Source organism: Pseudomonas sp. HOU2 (genome assembly GCF_040729435.1).
Lineage (GTDB): Bacteria > Pseudomonadota > Gammaproteobacteria > Pseudomonadales > Pseudomonadaceae > Aquipseudomonas.
The window spans coordinates 5,242,127-5,258,389 of sequence record NZ_CP160398.1 but is presented as its reverse complement, the minus strand read 5'-3'; the positions used below and the strand labels follow the sequence as shown (position 1 = coordinate 5,258,389).

At 60.5% G+C, this 16,263-nt stretch carries 19 protein-coding genes; 12 read left to right on the top strand and 7 right to left on the bottom strand.

Going from position 1 to position 16,263, the window contains the following annotated elements:
* Positions 1–3: 3 nt before the first annotated feature.
* The 4 genes from ABV589_RS23875 to aroC all read right to left on the bottom strand — a co-directional run bounded on the left by ABV589_RS23875 (position 4) and on the right by aroC (position 3,533).
* Positions 4–549 (bottom strand): acireductone dioxygenase, encoded by a 546-nt coding sequence (locus ABV589_RS23875; protein ID WP_027613329.1) that lies wholly within the window; start codon positions 547–549, stop codon positions 4–6.
* A gap of 92 nt (positions 550–641) precedes the next feature.
* Positions 642–1,268 carry a methylthioribulose 1-phosphate dehydratase gene (locus tag ABV589_RS23870; RefSeq protein WP_367083938.1) on the bottom strand — a complete coding sequence of 209 codons (627 nt, stop codon included), beginning with the start codon at positions 1,266–1,268 and terminating at the stop codon, positions 642–644.
* Positions 1,265–2,410, bottom strand: coding sequence for an MFS transporter (locus ABV589_RS23865; RefSeq protein ID WP_367083937.1), 1,146 nt, complete (start codon positions 2,408–2,410; stop codon positions 1,265–1,267). Before ABV589_RS23865 ends, ABV589_RS23870 begins: the two co-directional genes overlap by 4 nt.
* A 31-nt stretch (positions 2,411–2,441) precedes the next feature.
* Positions 2,442–3,533 carry a chorismate synthase gene (gene aroC / locus ABV589_RS23860; protein WP_095667109.1) on the bottom strand — a complete coding sequence of 364 codons (1,092 nt, stop codon included), beginning with the start codon at positions 3,531–3,533 and terminating at the stop codon, positions 2,442–2,444.
* 130 nt (positions 3,534–3,663) lie between these two features.
* Between aroC and ABV589_RS23855 the strand changes: the two genes are divergently transcribed.
* Together ABV589_RS23855 and ABV589_RS23850 are read left to right on the top strand one after the other, a co-directional pair.
* On the top strand, positions 3,664–4,617 hold the full coding sequence (locus ABV589_RS23855; RefSeq protein ID WP_367083936.1) for an alpha/beta fold hydrolase: 954 nt from the start codon (positions 3,664–3,666) through the stop codon (positions 4,615–4,617).
* A gap of 99 nt (positions 4,618–4,716) precedes the next feature.
* Positions 4,717–5,508, top strand: coding sequence for a hypothetical protein (locus ABV589_RS23850; RefSeq protein ID WP_367083935.1), 792 nt, complete (start codon positions 4,717–4,719; stop codon positions 5,506–5,508).
* 160 nt (positions 5,509–5,668) lie between these two features.
* Here the strand turns inward: ABV589_RS23850 and prmB are convergent, their stop codons facing one another.
* Complete coding sequence (prmB, locus tag ABV589_RS23845) at positions 5,669–6,577, bottom strand: 50S ribosomal protein L3 N(5)-glutamine methyltransferase (protein WP_064586711.1); 909 nt, start codon at positions 6,575–6,577, stop codon at positions 5,669–5,671.
* A 238-nt stretch (positions 6,578–6,815) separates the two neighbouring features.
* On the opposite strand from prmB, the gene ABV589_RS23840 reads away from it, so the two are divergent.
* The 5 genes from ABV589_RS23840 (at position 6,816) to ABV589_RS23820 (ending at position 9,587) form a co-directional block, all read left to right on the top strand.
* The gene (locus ABV589_RS23840) at positions 6,816–7,406 is read left to right on the top strand and encodes a cysteine hydrolase family protein (protein ID WP_003223193.1); all 591 of its coding nucleotides are present in this window, start codon (positions 6,816–6,818) and stop codon (positions 7,404–7,406) included.
* Positions 7,407–7,536: 130 nt separating this feature from the next.
* Complete coding sequence (locus ABV589_RS23835) at positions 7,537–7,857, top strand: hypothetical protein (RefSeq protein WP_003223191.1); 321 nt, start codon at positions 7,537–7,539, stop codon at positions 7,855–7,857.
* Between the two features lie 74 nt (positions 7,858–7,931).
* Positions 7,932–8,489 carry a Smr/MutS family protein gene (locus tag ABV589_RS23830; protein WP_367083934.1) on the top strand — a complete coding sequence of 186 codons (558 nt, stop codon included), beginning with the start codon at positions 7,932–7,934 and terminating at the stop codon, positions 8,487–8,489.
* Between the two features lie 77 nt (positions 8,490–8,566).
* Positions 8,567–9,112, top strand: a complete 546-nt coding sequence (gene folE / locus ABV589_RS23825) for a GTP cyclohydrolase I FolE (RefSeq protein WP_003442011.1) — start codon at positions 8,567–8,569, stop codon at positions 9,110–9,112.
* A 103-nt stretch (positions 9,113–9,215) separates the two neighbouring features.
* Complete coding sequence (locus ABV589_RS23820) at positions 9,216–9,587, top strand: glutathione S-transferase N-terminal domain-containing protein (protein ID WP_007960660.1); 372 nt, start codon at positions 9,216–9,218, stop codon at positions 9,585–9,587.
* Positions 9,588–9,754: 167 nt separating this feature from the next.
* Here the strand turns inward: ABV589_RS23820 and ABV589_RS23815 are convergent, their stop codons facing one another.
* A complete protein-coding gene (locus ABV589_RS23815) occupies positions 9,755–10,921 on the bottom strand; it encodes a PLP-dependent aminotransferase family protein (protein ID WP_367083933.1) in 1,167 nt (388 codons plus the stop codon).
* 82 nt (positions 10,922–11,003) lie between these two features.
* On the opposite strand from ABV589_RS23815, the gene ABV589_RS23810 reads away from it, so the two are divergent.
* The 3 genes from ABV589_RS23810 (at position 11,004) to ABV589_RS23800 (ending at position 13,831) form a co-directional block, all read left to right on the top strand.
* On the top strand, positions 11,004–11,450 hold the full coding sequence (locus tag ABV589_RS23810; protein WP_367083932.1) for a MarR family transcriptional regulator: 447 nt from the start codon (positions 11,004–11,006) through the stop codon (positions 11,448–11,450).
* Between the two features lie 315 nt (positions 11,451–11,765).
* On the top strand, positions 11,766–13,115 hold the full coding sequence (locus tag ABV589_RS23805; protein ID WP_007960656.1) for an NCS2 family permease: 1,350 nt from the start codon (positions 11,766–11,768) through the stop codon (positions 13,113–13,115).
* Positions 13,116–13,204: 89 nt separating this feature from the next.
* The gene (locus ABV589_RS23800; RefSeq protein ID WP_064586707.1) at positions 13,205–13,831 is read left to right on the top strand and encodes a LysE family translocator; all 627 of its coding nucleotides are present in this window, start codon (positions 13,205–13,207) and stop codon (positions 13,829–13,831) included.
* A gap of 210 nt (positions 13,832–14,041) precedes the next feature.
* On the opposite strand, the gene uraH is transcribed toward ABV589_RS23800, so the two are convergent.
* Complete coding sequence (gene uraH, locus ABV589_RS23795) at positions 14,042–14,395, bottom strand: hydroxyisourate hydrolase (protein ID WP_003223171.1); 354 nt, start codon at positions 14,393–14,395, stop codon at positions 14,042–14,044.
* Between the two features lie 421 nt (positions 14,396–14,816).
* Here uraH and puuE point away from each other — a divergent pair, with 421 nt between their 5' ends.
* Together puuE and uraD are read left to right on the top strand one after the other, a co-directional pair.
* On the top strand, positions 14,817–15,743 hold the full coding sequence (puuE, locus tag ABV589_RS23790; protein WP_367083931.1) for an allantoinase PuuE: 927 nt from the start codon (positions 14,817–14,819) through the stop codon (positions 15,741–15,743).
* Entirely contained in the window at positions 15,740–16,255 is a 516-nt protein-coding gene (gene uraD, locus ABV589_RS23785; RefSeq protein ID WP_098967921.1) for a 2-oxo-4-hydroxy-4-carboxy-5-ureidoimidazoline decarboxylase, read from the top strand. The genes puuE and uraD overlap by 4 nt, the downstream gene beginning before the upstream one ends.
* Positions 16,256–16,263: the final 8 nt, after the last annotated feature.

Here is a 16,263-nt window from a genome sequence, read left to right as displayed (position 1 = left end):
GGCTCAGTCCTCCAGCCGCGGGAAGCGACCGGCGATGTCTTCGCCGGTGAAATTGGCGACCCAGCCTTCCGGGTTGTTGAACAGGCGAATCGCCACGAAGTGCGGGTGCTCGCCCATGTCGAACCAGTGTTTGGTGCCGGCCGGCACCGAGATCAGGTCGTTCTTCTCGCACAACACCGCGTAGACGTAATCGTCGATGTGCAGGGTGAACAGGCCACGACCGGCGACGAAAAAGCGCACTTCGTCTTCGCCATGGCGGTGCTCCTCAAGGAACTTGGCGCGCAGTTCGGCTTTTTGCGGGTGATCGCTGTTGAGGCTGATCACATCGACGGTGATGTAACCGCGTTCGGTCATCAGTTTGTCGATCTGCTCCTGATAGGCGCTGATCACCTCTTCCTGGCTGGCTCCGGGCTGGATCTTCGCCGCGGCTTGCCAGCGGTCGAAGCGTACGCCCTGCTCGGCGAGCGTCGAGGCGATGTCTTCGAAATGGGTCAGCACCTTGTTCGGAATCTCGGGGCTGGAAACGTGATAGACGGACAGGCTGCTCATGGGCAATTCCTCGGTATCGGCCTTGCCGTCCGGTTCTTGCAGACCGGTCGGGCAGTGCATTTGATCAGGCAAATGGGCGGCTTCTGGTGAAGTCAGCCTTGGCGGTTCATGACGCTGCGGGTTTTCAACTCGCATTCAAACAGAAATTCGAAGGCCTCGATCTGTCGCAGGGCATCGCTCATCTGCGCGCCCCAGGTATAGAGGCCGTGGCCGCGAATCAGATAACCGACGCAATCGGGATGGGCGTCGAGCCAAGGCTGCACCTTGGCGGCGAGGCGCGCAATGTCCTGATCGTTGTCGAAGATCGGCACGCGCACCCGGGATTCGTGGGTCGAGATGCCGCTGAAGGCCTTTTGCAGTTCGTAGTCTTCGAACTCGATATAGTCTTGTGGCGTCAGGCGCGACAGCACTGTGGCGTTCACCGAGTGGGTGTGCAGCACCGCACCGATTTCCGCGCGCCAGCTATAGAGCTGGGTGTGCAGCAGGGTTTCGGCGGAGGGCTTTTTGCCCGGTTCCAGGCTGTTGCCGGACAAATCCGTGGCGAGCACGTCGTCCACACCCAACTGGCCCTTGTGCTTGCCGGACACGGTCAGCAGCGCTTCGCTCGGCGACAGACGCGTCGAGTAATTGCTGCTGGTGGCCGGCGACCAGCCGCGACCATAAAGAAAACGCCCGGCGTCGACGATCTGCTGGGCGAGCTGTTCACGCGTAAGGCTCATGGCCTGTCCTCTTGCATACGTGTGGCAATGATAACGGCAGCAGCGAGCGCCGCGAGACTGGCAATACTAAAGGTCAATGTCGCGCCGAGGGCATTCCAGCTGTAACCGGAATACAACGCACCCAGCGCGCCACCAGTGCCGGCCAGCGCCGCGTACAGCGCCTGGCCCTGACCTTGCTGACGCGCACCGAAGCTACGTTGCACGAACGCGATGGCAGCCGCATGAAAGCTGCCGAAGGTCGCCGCGTGCAGCACCTGGGCAAACAACAGCACCCAGAGGAATTCGGCGAACGAACCTAGCAGCAACCAGCGCAGCGCCGCTAGCAGAAAACTCGCCATCAGCACGCGGCGCAAGGAGAACCGCGCGAGAATCCGGCTCATCGCCATGAACATCAGCACTTCGGCGACCACGCCCACAGCCCAGAGCATGCCGATCGTGCCACGGCTGTAACCGAGTCGTTCAAGGTGCAAAGTCAGAAAGGTGTAATACGGCCCATGACTCATCTGCATCAGCGCAACGCAGGCGTAAAACGCCAGCACACCGGGGCTGCGCAATTGCTTGAGAAAGCCCTCCCCGCTCGGCCGATTGCCTTGCGGCGGTTGCGCGTTCGGCACCCACAGGCTGCTGAGGACGATACCGGCCATGATCAGCACCAGCGCCGCCGGGTAGATGTCGAGGCTCAGCCATTCGAACAAACGGCCCAGCGCGACCACGGTGATGATGAAACCGATCGAGCCCCACAGGCGAATCTGGCTGTAGCGCGCGGTTTGCCCCTGCAAATGCGCGAGGGTGATGACTTCGAACTGCGGCAACACCGCATGCCAGAAGAACGCGTGCAACGCCATGACCATCGCCAGCCAGGCGTAGGTCTTGCTGACGAAAATCAGCGAGAACGTCAGCAGCGTACACACCGCACCGAAGCGCACGATGGCCAGGCGTTTGCCGGTGTAGTCGCCGAGCCAGCCCCAGATGTTCGGCGCCACGCAGCGCATCAGCATCGGGATCGCCACCAGTTCGCCGATCCGCGCAGCACTGAAGCCGAGATGATCGAAGTACAGCGCCAGAAACGGCGCTGTCGAGCCGAGCAAGGCGAAATAGAACAGATAGAAACTGGACAGCCGCCAGTACGGGAGCGCCGCCACGGTCAGACCGCGACGGCTTGGCGATCAACCATCAAAGCTGACCCAGCACCGGGGTGCTGACGCGCACGTCGGCGTTCTGCCCACGATGACGCAGCAGGTGATCCATCAGCACGATGGCCATCATCGCTTCGGCAATCGGTGTGGCGCGGATGCCGACGCACGGGTCGTGACGGCCCTTGGTGATCACGTCCACCGGGTTGCCGTGGATGTCGATCGAACGGCCCGGGGTGGTGATGCTCGACGTCGGCTTCAGTGCCAGATGCGCGACGATCGGCTGACCGGATGAGATGCCGCCGAGGATGCCGCCAGCATTGTTGCTGAGGAAACCTTCCGGGGTCAGTTCATCGCGATGCTCGGTGCCGCGCTGGGCGACGCAGGCGAAACCGGCGCCGATTTCCACGCCTTTCACGGCGTTGATGCTCATCAGCGCATGCGCCAGTTCAGCGTCGAGACGGTCGAAAATCGGCTCGCCGAGGCCTGGCATCACGCCTTCGGCAACCACGGTGATCTTCGCCCCGACCGAGTCCTGATCGCGACGCAACTGGTCCATGTAGGCTTCCAGCTCCGGGACCTTGTCCGGATCCGGGCTGAAGAAGGCGTTCTGTTCCACCGAATCCCAGGTCTTGAACGGAATTTCAATCGGGCCGAGCTGGCTCATGTAGCCGCGGATGACGATGCCCTGGGTGGCGAGGAATTTCTTCGCGATGGCCCCTGCCGCCACACGCATGGCGGTTTCCCGCGCCGAGCTGCGACCGCCGCCGCGGTAATCGCGCTCGCCGTATTTGTGGTGGTAGGTGTAGTCGGCGTGCGCCGGGCGGAACAGATCCTTGATCGCCGAGTAGTCCTTGGACTTCTGGTCGGTGTTGCGGATCAGCAGGCCGATCGAGCAGCCGGTGGTGCGGCCTTCGAACACGCCGGAGAGGATTTCGACTTCGTCGGCTTCCTGGCGCTGGGTGGTGTGGCGGCTGGTGCCCGGCTTGCGGCGATCGAGGTCGCGCTGCAGGTCGTCGAGGGAAATCTCCAGGCCCGGCGGGCAGCCGTCGACAATGGCGACCAACGCCGGACCATGGCTTTCGCCAGCGGTGGTGACAGTGAACAACTTGCCATAGGTATTGCCGGACATGCAGGACGCTCCGTGAAATCAAACCCGAATTCGTGATGCGCGCCAGTATACGCAGGCTAACCGAGTAGTTCATCCTCGAACCTTAGCGGTGTTGGTGAGTCCAACCGGCACCTTGGCGAATGATGGCGTGATGATGCTGCGAGTTCTGATCTTGAGTCTTACCCTGTTTACCGGCTTTGCCCACGCGACTGTCCTGCAGCGCCCGATCTCTCTGGACACCGGCAACGGTGAACTTTTCGGCTCGCTGTTGCTGCCAAAATCCGACAGCCCGGTGCCGGTTGTCCTGATCCTTGCCGGCTCCGGTCCTACAGATCGTGACGGCAACAACCCCGATGGCGGGCGCAATGACAGCCTCAAGCGGCTGGCCTGGGTGCTGGCCAAACACAACATCGCCAGCGTGCGCTACGACAAGCGCGGGGTGGCTGCGAGCCGGCCGGCCACGCCTGACGAGCGCAATCTGTCGGTGGAAGGCTACGTCGACGACGCCGTGGCGTGGAGCCAGAAGCTGAAAAGCGATCCGCGCTTCGGCCCGCTGATTGTGCTCGGTCACAGTGAAGGCGCACTGATTGCCACCCTCGCCGCTCCTCGCGCAGATGCTGCTGCGCTGATTTCGCTGTCCGGCAGCGCGCGCCCGGTGGATCAGGTGATCCGCGAGCAACTGGCGCGCAGCCTGCCGCCACCGTTGATGCTGCGCAGTAACCAGATTCTCGACAGCCTCAAGGCCGGTCACACCGATGCCGACGTGCCGGCGCCGTTGCAACCGATCTTCCGCCCGAGCGTGCAGCCGTACCTGATTTCGCTGTTCCGCCAGGACCCGGCCAAGGCTTTTGCGCAACTGAAGATGCCGGCGCTGATCGTTCAGGGCAGCAACGACATGCAGGTCGGCGTCGGCGATGCGCAGGCGCTGAAAGCCGCGAAACCCGACGCCGAACTGGTGGTGATCGAAGGCATGAACCACGTCATGCGCATCGTCCCCGCCGATGTGAAGCGGCAATTGGCCTCCTACAAGGACCCGAATTTGCCGCTGGCGGCGGAACTGGGTGGCAAACTCATCGAATTTATTGACGGCATTCGCAACCGTTAACCGTAGTTTGCCCTCCAGTCCTGCAAAAAACGGCCGATAAGCCTTTGTCGCCAGCGTATCGGCTGGCGACAAGCAGGGCTTGGACAGGATCTCGCCGTTATGACTGATACCCCGACTTCACCCGACACCACCGCTGAAAAAGACGCACCGCCAGCGGTCGAGCTGCCATGGGCGGACGTCAGCGTCGAGCACCACAAGATGCTCCGCCTGGCCCCCCTGCAGACTGACCGTCACACCGGTGGCCGGCCGTTGCGCTTTGTCGAGTTCGGCTATGCCGAGCGCAACAGCAAAGAACACAGCCTGATGCGCATGGCGATCAAACTGCCCGGTCAGCGCGTGCGCAAAGAGCAGAACCATCTGGATGTGTGGGTCAATCACACCAGCAAACGTGTGCATTTCGGCCCCGACAGCGGCTTGCAGATTGAACCGTTGAACCGTGGCATCGGCCGCTTCATGGCCGCGCAAGGCATCAACTGGGCGAAAAAACGCTGGCCCGCCTACACCGTCGACGGCATCGACCTGAACAACAAGGACGCGCTGAACGAAGACACCCGTCTGCGCCGCGATCACTTCTTGCGTGTGCATGGTTTTGATGTGGTGTACGCCGATGCCCAGCACTTGAAGGGCAGCGTCAAACAGGTGCAGGTCGGTGACTTGCTGGGCGACTGGAACAGCGAAAAGCTGCAGATCGTCGAGATTCTCGAAGCGGCGCAGATGCTGCAACAGGCCGAGCAAAATCTGGCCGAGCAGGAAGTGAAGCTGAAGAAGCAGGAAGACAAAGTCAGCAAGTTCAAGCGTGAAGACGCCGGGCTGCGCTTCACCATTACGTGTCTGGTGGCGTTTGCGGTGTTTCAGGCGGGGTTGTTGATCTGGATTGCTACGCACCGCTGAAATCAGCGATGACCTGTGGCGAGGGAGCTTGCTCCCGCTCGGCTGCGAAGCAGTCGTAAAACATGCGCATGCGGTATGCCTGGTGCACCGTCATTGCATATTTTGGGTCTGCTTCGCAGACCAGCGGGAGCAAGCTCCCTCGCCACAGAAGTCAGTCAGGTCAAACGCGGGAAGCGAACAGCGCCTGATGATTGCGGCACTGTTCTGCGGTCAACATGAACACGCCATGCCCGCCGCGCTCGAAATCGAGCCAGGCGAAGTCGACTTCCGGGTACAGCGCTTCGACGTGCACCTGGCTGTTGCCCACCTCAACGATCAACAGCCCCTTCTCGGTCAGGTGATCCGCCGCTTCGGCGAGCATCCGCCGTACCAGGTTCAAGCCATCATCACCGCAGGCCAGGCCCAGCTCCGGTTCGTGCTGGTATTCGTCCGGCATGTCGGCAAAATCTTCTGCGTCAACGTACGGCGGGTTCGACACGATCAGGTCGAAACGCTGCCCCGGCAAACCATCGAAACCATCGCCCTGCACGGTGTACACGCGCTCATCGACGCCATGGCGCTCGATGTTCTGGTTGGCCACTTCCAGCGCTTCGAACGACAGGTCCGCCAGCACCACTTCGGCGTTCTGGAACTCGTAGGCGCAGGCAATACCGATGCAGCCGGAGCCGGTGCACAGGTCGAGGATCCGCGCAGGCTCGTCGCCGATCCACGGCGCAAAGCGGTTTTCGATCAACTCGCCAATCGGCGAACGCGGAATCAGCACGCGCTCATCGACGATGAACGACATGCCGCAGAACCACGCTTCGCCCAACAGGTACGCAGTCGGGATGCGCTCTTCGATGCGGCGCTTGAGCAGGCGTTGCAGGTTGACCAGTTCGTCGTCTTCCAGCGCACAGTCGAGGTAGCTGTCGGCGATCTCCCACGGCAGGTGCAAGGCTCCGAGCACAAGCTGCCGGGCTTCATCCCAGGCGTTGTCGGTGCCGTGGCCGAAAAACAGATCCTCCCCATGGAAGCGGCTGACGGCCCAACGGATGTGGTCGCGCAGGGTACGAAGTCGGGAAGTGATCACGGGGCAGAACTCCAGAAAAAACGACTGGCGATTCTACCAGCCAAAACGCGCGCCGACGACGCAGGAAAATCAGTCGAGCGACAGTAGGACTTTTCTGATTTTTGCATCAGCCATTGAACAGAACGTGTAACTTGACAAGGCTGCAGGCCAATAACGACGCTGCCTACGATGGTAGCGGTTCACAGAACCGCTCAGCCAGAGGACAATGCCGCAAAAGCCCCACCCCAAGGAGCCCCGAATGTCCGTTCCAAAAACGATGTTTCAACTCAGCGGCCGCGGTTACGCAGCGGCCACCCTGAGCCATGCCACCGTGGTCATCATCGATGCCCAGAAAGAGTACCTCAGTGGCCCGCTGGCCCTGAGCGGCATGGACGCGGCCGTCGCGAACATCAAACAACTGGTCGCTGCGGCCCGTGCAGCCGGTCGGCCGATCGTGCACGTGCGTCATCTCGGCACCGTCGGTGGCCTGTTCGACCCGCAGGGCGAGCGCGGCGAGTTCATCCCTGGCCTTGAGCCGCAGGGTGATGAAACCATCATCGGCAAACTGCTGCCGAGTGCGTTCCACGGCACCGAACTGCTGGACCGTCTGCAGAATCTTGGCTCGCTGGACCTGATCGTCTGCGGCTTCATGAGCCACTCCAGCGTCAGCACCACCGTGCGTGCGGCAAAGAACCTGGGCTTCCGTTGCACCCTGGTCGAAGACGCCTGCGCCACCCGCGACCTGCCGTTCAAGGGCCGCGTGCTCAGCGCCGCCGTGGTCCAGGAAGCGGAAATGGCGATCATGGCCGACAACTTCGCCACCCTCGCCCTGACGCAAGATCTGATCTGATCTGCTCTGATGAGCGGCTCACCGCGCCGCTCATCCGCAAAAGCCTCGCATTTGCTGCAATTGCCTTAGCCTCAGGAACAACCCGGTCAACTCCCGGTCGAAGGGCCGATACCCATTGAGGAAGGTCGGAATGAAGTTATCCGATGGATTTGACGCACGCCGCTTGCGGCCCAAAGGCCAAAGCAACTGGCGTTTTCGATTCGGCGCAGCGATCGCCGCCATTCTGGCGACGTTCGGTGTGCTGCTGGCGATGGCCGGTGCCGCCAGCCTGCTGGGGCGCCCGCCAGCGCTCGGCGATTTGAATGCCACGCCGACGGGGTCGGCGATCATTCTCGCGGTCGGCTTGTTGTTCCTGTACTTCGGTGTGGCCCTGTGGCGTCGATGCCGGCGCCGCGCCCGGCAATCGCGGGAGCTGAACATGTCCCCGCACCTGATGAAAAAACACGACTGAGGTGATGGCCTGGCTTTTTGCCGGGCCGTTTTGTTTCGACTTGGGTAAACTGGCCGCCCTTCGCGGAGGCTGACATGCAAGACGACGATTTTTCCCTGTTCAAAAGTGCGATCCAAGGCGTCAAGCCGATCAAGCACGACCGCGCCGACACCGGCAAACCCAAGGCCGACCGCGCGCAGATCGCCAAACTGCGCCAGTCCGCCACCGTGCGCACCGAGACCACCACCGTGGATGGCCTGTCCGATCAGTTCGTGATCGACGTCGGCCCCGAAGACGAGTTGATGTGGGCCCGAGACGGGGTGCAGGAAAGCCAGATGCGCAAGCTCAAGGTCGGCCAGATCCCGTTCGAAGGCAGCCTCGACCTGCACGGCATGACCGTCGAAAAAGCCCGCGAGACCCTCTGGGCCTTTCTCGCCGAAGCGACCAGATTCGAAATCCGCTGCGTGCGCGTCACCCACGGCAAGGCCGTGCGCCTGGACGGCAAGCGGCCGATGATCAAAAGCCACGTCAACACCTGGCTGCGCCAGCATCCGCAAGTGCTCGGCTTCACCTCGTGCCAGGCGAAACACGGCGGTGCGGGCGCGGTGTACGTGATGCTCAAACGCACGATGATGGAAGGCCGCGACGAATAATCGCGTTACACCGAACTTGCAGGGTTGTGTCCGCCACCGTACCCTTGCCCTTTGCGAAAATCCCCACAGGTAGTTTCATGTCCCTGGAACAGAATTACACCGCGATTCTCGGCCAACTGGGCGAGGACGTGTCCCGCGAGGGCCTGCTCGACACGCCAAAGCGTGCCGCCAAAGCCATGCAGTACCTCTGCCGCGGTTATGAACAGACGCTCGAAGAGGTCACCAACGGTGCCCTGTTCAGCTCCGACAACAGCGAAATGGTGCTGGTCAAGGACATCGAGTTGTACTCGCTGTGCGAACACCACCTGCTGCCGTTCATCGGCAAGGCCCACGTCGCGTATATCCCGAGCGGCAAGGTGCTGGGCCTGTCGAAGGTCGCGCGAATCGTCGACATGTACGCCCGCCGCCTGCAGATCCAGGAAAACCTCAGCCGCCAGATCGCTGATGCGGTGATGCAAGTCACCGGAGCACTGGGCGTGGCCGTGGTGATCGAGGCCAAGCACATGTGCATGATGATGCGCGGTGTCGAGAAACAGAATTCGTCGATGATCACTTCGGTGATGCTCGGTGAGTTCCGCGAAAACGCGGCGACTCGCAGCGAGTTCCTCAGCCTGATCAAGTAATCGGCTGCAGAAAAAAACCGGCGTTGATCGCCGGTTTTTTTTCGCCTGTGAAAAATCGGGTAAGCTGCGCGCCCTTCTCTCTTCGCACCGTGAGGCTTTCAACGTGTTCGTAAAAGCGCTTCGTGTCGGCCTTGGCCAACTGATCATTTTCATTGACTTCATCACCCGCCCGGGCAAGAAACAGCGCCCGGCCGAGGTACAGGCGCAAGTCAACGCCGCCGCCAAAGGCCTGACCCTGTATCAGTTCCACGCCTGCCCGTTCTGCGTGAAAACCCGTCGTACGCTGCGTCGCCTGAATGTGCCGGTCGCACTGAAGGACGCGAAGAACAATGAACAGGATCGCCAGACGCTGTTGGATCAGGGCGGCAAGATCAAGGTGCCGTGCCTGCGCATTGAAGAAAATGGGCAGACGACGTGGATGTATGAGTCCAAGGTGATTATTGATTATCTGGATAAGCGGTTTGCTGCGGTCTGATATTGATGTTGTGTTGCTTATGGCCCCATCGCTGGCAAGCCAGCTCCCACAATAATCTGTGGCGTTCACAAAACCTGTGGGAGCTGGCTTGCCAGCGATAAGGACCGCAAGAACAGCACATTACTCAGACAAAAATAAACCGGCCCTCAAGCCGGTTTATTCGTTTTTCAGGCCGCTTTCTCAAGTTGCGCCTGCCTCACCACCGCCGCCAGACGATTGAGCCCCTCATCCAGTCGCGCCGGGTCGATGTGGCTGAAATTCAATCGCAGGTGCCCGAGGTTTTTATCCGGTTCGGGAAAGAACGGCTCACCCGGCATGAACGCCACATCATTGGCCAGCGCCTCGTTCAGCAAAGTTCGCGTATCCAGCGGCTGCTTCAAGGTCAGCCAGAAAAACAACCCACCCTGCGGCATGTTCCAGTCCGCCAGATCGGAAAAATGCCTTTCCAGCGCCGCTTGAAACGCATCGCGGCGCTCGCGATAGAAGCCACGCAATTCACTCAAATGCTGCTGATATTTTTCCGTGCCGATCCACTGCAGCGCCTGCCACTGGCCGATGCGATTGGTGTGCAGATCCGCCGATTGCTTGAGCTTGAGCAGATGCGGGAACAGATCCGGGCTGGCAATCAGGTAGCCGACGCGCAAACCCGGCAGCAAGGTTTTCGACACCGTGCCGGTGTAGATCCAGCTGGCCTTTTTCAGGCACCCGGCAATCGGTTTGGCGCTGCCGCCATCGAACGTCAGTTCGCGGTACGGCTCGTCTTCGATCAGGGTCACACCGAATTCGTCGAGCAACGCGGCGACGGCGGCGCGCTTGGCTTCGCTGTAGCGCACGGCGGACGGGTTCTGGAATGTCGGAATCAGGTAGATGAACGCCGGGCGATGCTGCTCCAGCCGACTGCGCAGTTGGGCCAGATTCGGGCCATCGGCCTCTTGCGGCACGGTCAGGCAATCGGCGCCGAACAGCTGGAAGATCTGCAACGCGGCCAGGTAGGTTGGCGCCTCCAGAAGAATTTCGGTGCCTTTGTCGATGTACAACTTGGCCGCCAGATCGAGGGTCTGCTGGGAACCGCTGACCACCAGCACTTGGCTCGCCGTGCAGTCCAGACCCAACGCTCGCGCCTGCGCCGCCAGCGTTTCACGCAGCGCCGGCTCGCCTTCGCTCATGCCGTATTGGCCAAGGGACAGCGGCATCTCGGACCATTCGACTTTCGGCAACATGGCTTCGGCCGGCAGACCACCGGCGAACGACATCACTTCCGGGCGCTGGGCGGCGGCAAGAATTTCACGGATCAGAGAACTTTTAAGGCGCGAGACACGTTCGGAAAAAGCCATGGGAGTCACCGGTAGCGAGGTCTGGGAAAAATGAGTCAAACTGCTTGACCGAAACTACGACAGCTTGAGCGAGTACGTCAACATGCTTGACCTTAAAAACCCTGCCAGCCAGCAACAGGCGATGGAAGCGTTTTTCTTCGGCTATCAGGCGTTCACCGCCAAAGCCGATGAAATGCTCGAGCGCCGTGGCCTGTCCCGGGTGCATCAGCGAATTGTGTTTTTCATCGCGCGTTATCCGAATTTGAGTGTGAAGGAGTTGTTGGGATTGCTCGGCGTGAGCAAACAGGCGCTGAACATGCCGTTGCGCCAGTTGCAGGAAATGCATCTGGTGGAGAGCGTGGCGTCGGAGGCGGACAAGCGTAAACGTCTGCTGGAATTGACCGTTGAAGGTGCGAAGTTTGAGCAGGCGTTACGGCGTGAACAGGTGAAGTTGCTCGAGCGGGTGTTTGCTGAAGCTGGGGAGGCGGCGGTGAATGGGTGGCTGGCGGTGAATATGGCGCTTGGGAGCACTCAGTCACATCTGGATTGACTGGACTGGCCTCATCGCTGGCAAGCCAGCTCCCACTAGGGCAGCGGCGTACACAGATGTGAAGAAACCCACGAACCCTGTGGGAGCTGGCTTGCCAGCGATGGGGTCTCTGAAGGCGATATATCCCTATCGCCTGACCTTTCGTAAACAAAACCAAAAACAATATTTGCTTTATTTGTACACAAAAGCATAATCCACTGCGTGCGAGTTCCTGACCGCATGGTCAACAAATTCGCGTATGCCTCAAAGGGCTGCTGCCACCCCTCATGGGTCCGGCCCTGGAAATAACAATAAAACTCTTGAGGAGTACTCGCTGTGGAAAGCCGCAAATCCGAAGCATCGACGCTGGAACTCTCACCGCCCTTACGCACCGGCGTGCTGGAGCGCATCTTCAAACTCAGCTTGCATGGCACCACGGTGAAGACCGAGCTGATTGCCGGTCTGACAACCTTCATCACCATGGCTTACATCATCTTCGTCAACCCGAACATCATGGCCGATGCCGGGATCGATCACGGTGCAGCCTTCGTCGCCACCTGCATCGCTGCCGCACTCGGCTGCCTGCTGATGGGCCTGTACGCCAACTGGCCGGTGGGCCTGGCGCCGGGCATGGGCCTCAACGCATTCTTTACCTACACCGTGGTCGGCACCATGGGCTACAACTGGGAAACCGCGCTCGGTGCGGTGTTCGTTTCCGGTGTGCTGTTCATGATCCTGACCTTCTCGCGGATTCGCGAATGGCTGCTCAACAGCATCCCGGTCAGCCTGCGCTTTGCGATGGGCGCTGGCGTCGGTCTGTTCCTCGGACTGATCGGCCTGAAAACCGCGGGCATTGTCGTCGACAGCCCGGCCACCCTGATCAAACTCGGCTCCCTGCGTGAACCCGGCCCGCTGCTGGCGGCGATCTGCTTCCTGATGATCGCGATCCTCAGCTACCACAAAGTCTTCGGTGCGATCCTCATCAGCATCATCACCGTGACCCTCGCCGGTTGGGGCCTGGGCATCGTGCACTACGAAGGGATCATGTCGACCCCGCCAAGCCTGGCGCCGACCTTCATGGCGATGAACGTCGCCGGTGTGTTCAACGTCAGCATGATCAGCGTGGTGCTGGCCTTCCTCTTCGTGCACATGTTCGACACCGCCGGCACCCTGATGGGCGTCGCCCAGCGCGCCAATCTGGTCAACGCTGACGGGCGTATCGAAAACCTTTCCCGCGCCATGAAAGCCGACAGCGCCTCCAGCGTCTTCGGCGCGGTGGTCGGCGTTCCGCCCGTCACCAGCTATGTGGAAAGTGCCGCGGGTGTAGCCGCTGGTGGTCGGACTGGTCTTACCGCCGTCACCGTAGGTGTGCTATTTATAGCCGCGATGTTTTTCGCACCGCTGGCCGGGATGATTCCGGCTTACGCCACCGCCGGTGCGCTGATTTACGTCGCGATGCTGATGATGGGCGGCATGGCCCATATCGAGTGGGACGAAGCCACTGATGCAATTCCGGCAATCGTCACCGCGATCATGATGCCGCTGACCTTCTCAGTCGCCGACGGCATCGCGCTGGGCTTCATCACCTACGTGGCGTTGAAAGCCGGTGCCGGCAAGTACAAGGAAATTTCCGTGAGCCTGTGGGTGCTCTGCGCGATCTTCATCGCCAAGTTCATCTTCCTGTAAGCGCTACGCGGTTCAGGCTTCAAAACAGCCTCACCCTCACGGGGTGGGGCTTTTGTGCATTTTTCAATACAACAAAAAGGAGGAAAGTGATGAGTCTGGAAACCTGGCTGCTGTTCAGCGGCGCTGCACTGGTGGTGATCCTGATTCCGGGGCCGCTGTCATTGCTGATGATCAGCAACAGTCTGAATTACGGTCTGCGCCGCTCTTACCCGGCGTTTCTCGGTGGTGTGATTGCTTCAATCTGCCTGCTCAGTGCGTCGGCATTGGGGCTTGGCGCCCTGCTGCTGGCGTCGGAGCAATTGTTCAGCGCACTGAAAATCGTTGGCGCGCTGTACCTGTTCTATCTCGCCTGGCAGAGCTGGCAGCAATCGCGTCAGCCGTCGGTGGGTGCCGAAGTGCCGCAGGCCGCGCCAGTGCCGCGTTTTCGCACACTGTTCGGCCGGGCCTTTGTGTTGGGCGCGAGCAATCCGAAGGACATTCTGTTTTTCGCCGCGTTTCTGCCGCAGTTCCTTAGCGCCCAACAACCGTTCCTGCCGCAGTTGCTGATCATGATCGCGACCTGGGTGGTGCTCGACCTGTGCTGCAAACTGGCTTACGGGCTGGGTGCGCATGGTGCGGCGCGCTATCTGCGTAGCGGCAAGGGGCAGAGCTGGTTCAACCGGGTGAGTGCCGGGTTGTTCAGTGGGGCTGGCGCTGCTTCTCTGTTGAGCCGTTAAAAGCATCGCTGGCAAGCCAGCTCCCACAGGTTCGGGGGTCTTCACATTTTTCGTGTACGACCCGGACACTGTGGGAGCTGGCTTGCCAGCGATGGCGTCAGACCAGACACCACTTTTTCAGGGCCGAAAAAAAGCCCGCAGTGTGAGCGGGCGAAAGACCAAAGAAGCTATATGCGCAGTCGCTTCCCGGTGGGGGCAGCTGCTTGGGGGTCAGCTGCCCCGATAGGTGGAATAGCTGTAAGGCGAGATCAGCAGGGGTACGTGGTAATGATCCTGCTCGGCGGAGATGCCGAAACGCAGCACCACCACGTCGAGGAACGCCGGTTCCGGCAGTTGCACGCCACGGGCGCGGTAGTAATCGCCGGCATGGAACTGCACCTGATAGACCCCGGTGCGGTAGTCATCGCCTTGCAGCAGCGGCGCATCGACCCGGCCATCGCTGTTGGTTATCGCACTGGCGACCAATTCCAGGTGCGAACCTTCAACGCGGTACAGCTCGACCTTGATCGAGCTGCCCGGGCAACCGTGTGCAGCGTCCAAAACGTGTGTTGTCAAACGTCCCATTGATTCTGCGCGCCTGGCCGCAAAGAGCAGTCAGACTTCGCGCCTCCCGAAGTCAGGTAAAAAGGAGACCGCACCGATTCGGAGCACGAAAAGTTGCGGCGAGCGACTGATTAAGACACTTTTCAAAAAAATTGTACACAATAAAAACGACATTTTTCGCATCACCCTCGCCATTCGGGTGTTTACTGCGGATCTGCGCCTAAAGCGCCTGGCTATTGAACCTCACAGCCATTAGCTGACTGATCAGGCAGGTTTCTTGCAGGTTTATGCCATTAGCAGCAAAAGATGACAGTCGGTGAAAAATGCGAAAATTCAGGCTTACAAATTGCGAATAAAGTTGTATACAATCAGCCCATCGCTGTGACGCCAGCCTGTGCAGGCCGTTACACAAACCTGTCAACGAATAAGAAGGAAGACTGCAGTGAGCGCTGACTACCCACGCGACCTGATCGGTTACGGCAGTAACCCTCCTCACCCACACTGGCCGGGCAACGCGCGCCTCGCCCTGTCCTTCGTGCTCAATTACGAAGAAGGCGGCGAGCGCAACATTCTGCACGGCGACAAAGAATCCGAAGCCTTCCTCTCCGAAATGGTTGCCGCCCAGCCGCTGCAAGGCGCGCGCAACATGAGCATGGAATCGCTTTACGAGTATGGCAGCCGCGCCGGCGTATGGCGGATTCTGAAACTGTTCAAGGAATTCGACATTCCGCTGACCATCTTCGCCGTGGCCATGGCCGCCCAGCGCCACCCGGATGTGATCCGCGCGATGGTCGAAGCCGGTCACGAGATCTGCAGCCACGGCTACCGCTGGATCGACTACCAGTACATGGACGAGGCGCAGGAGCGCGAGCACATGCTCGAAGCGATCCGCATCCTCACCGAACTCACCGGCGAGCGCCCACTGGGCTGGTACACCGGCCGCACCGGCCCGAACACCCGACGCCTGGTGATGGAAGAAGGCGGTTTCCTCTACGACTGCGACACCTACGACGACGACCTGCCCTACTGGGAACCGAACAACCCGACCGGCAAGCCGCACCTGGTGATCCCGTACACCCTCGACACCAACGACATGCGCTTTACCCAGGTGCAGGGTTTCAACAAGGGCGACGATTTCTTCGAATACCTCAAAGACGCGTTCGACGTACTGTACGCCGAGGGCGCCGAAGCGCCGAAGATGCTTTCGATCGGTCTGCACTGCCGGTTGATCGGCCGTCCGGCGCGTCTGGCGTCGCTCAAGCGCTTCATCGAATACGCCAAAAGTCATGAACAGGTGTGGTTCAGCCGTCGCGTCGACATCGCGCGTCACTGGCACGAAACCCACCCGTACCAAGGGGCCGCTAAATGAGCCGCTTTCAAACCCTGCAACCGTCGACCCTGAGCCGCGACGCTTTCGTCAAAGCCTTCGCCGACATCTACGAACATTCGCCATGGGTGGCCGAGAAGGCTTACGACCTGGGCGTGGACGCATCGATCGACGAGATCGAAACCCTGCACCAGCGCATGAGCGACATCCTGTTGAGCGCCGATCACGCCAGTCAACTGGCACTGATCAACGCTCACCCGGACCTGGCCGGCAAAGCCGCCGTCCAGGGCCAACTGACCGAAGCCAGCACCAATGAACAGGCGGGCGCCGGTATTCACCAATGCACGGCCGAAGAGTTTCAGCGCTTCACCGAGCTGAACGACGCCTACAAGGCCAAGTTCAAGTTTCCCTTCATCATGGCGGTAAAAGGCAGCAACCGGCATCAGATCCTCGCGGCGTTCGAAACGCGCATTCACAACTCGGTCGACACCGAATTCAAATGCGCGCTGGCGGAGATCAACAAGATCGCCCTGTTCCGTTTACTGACTCTTTAGCGAAGCCT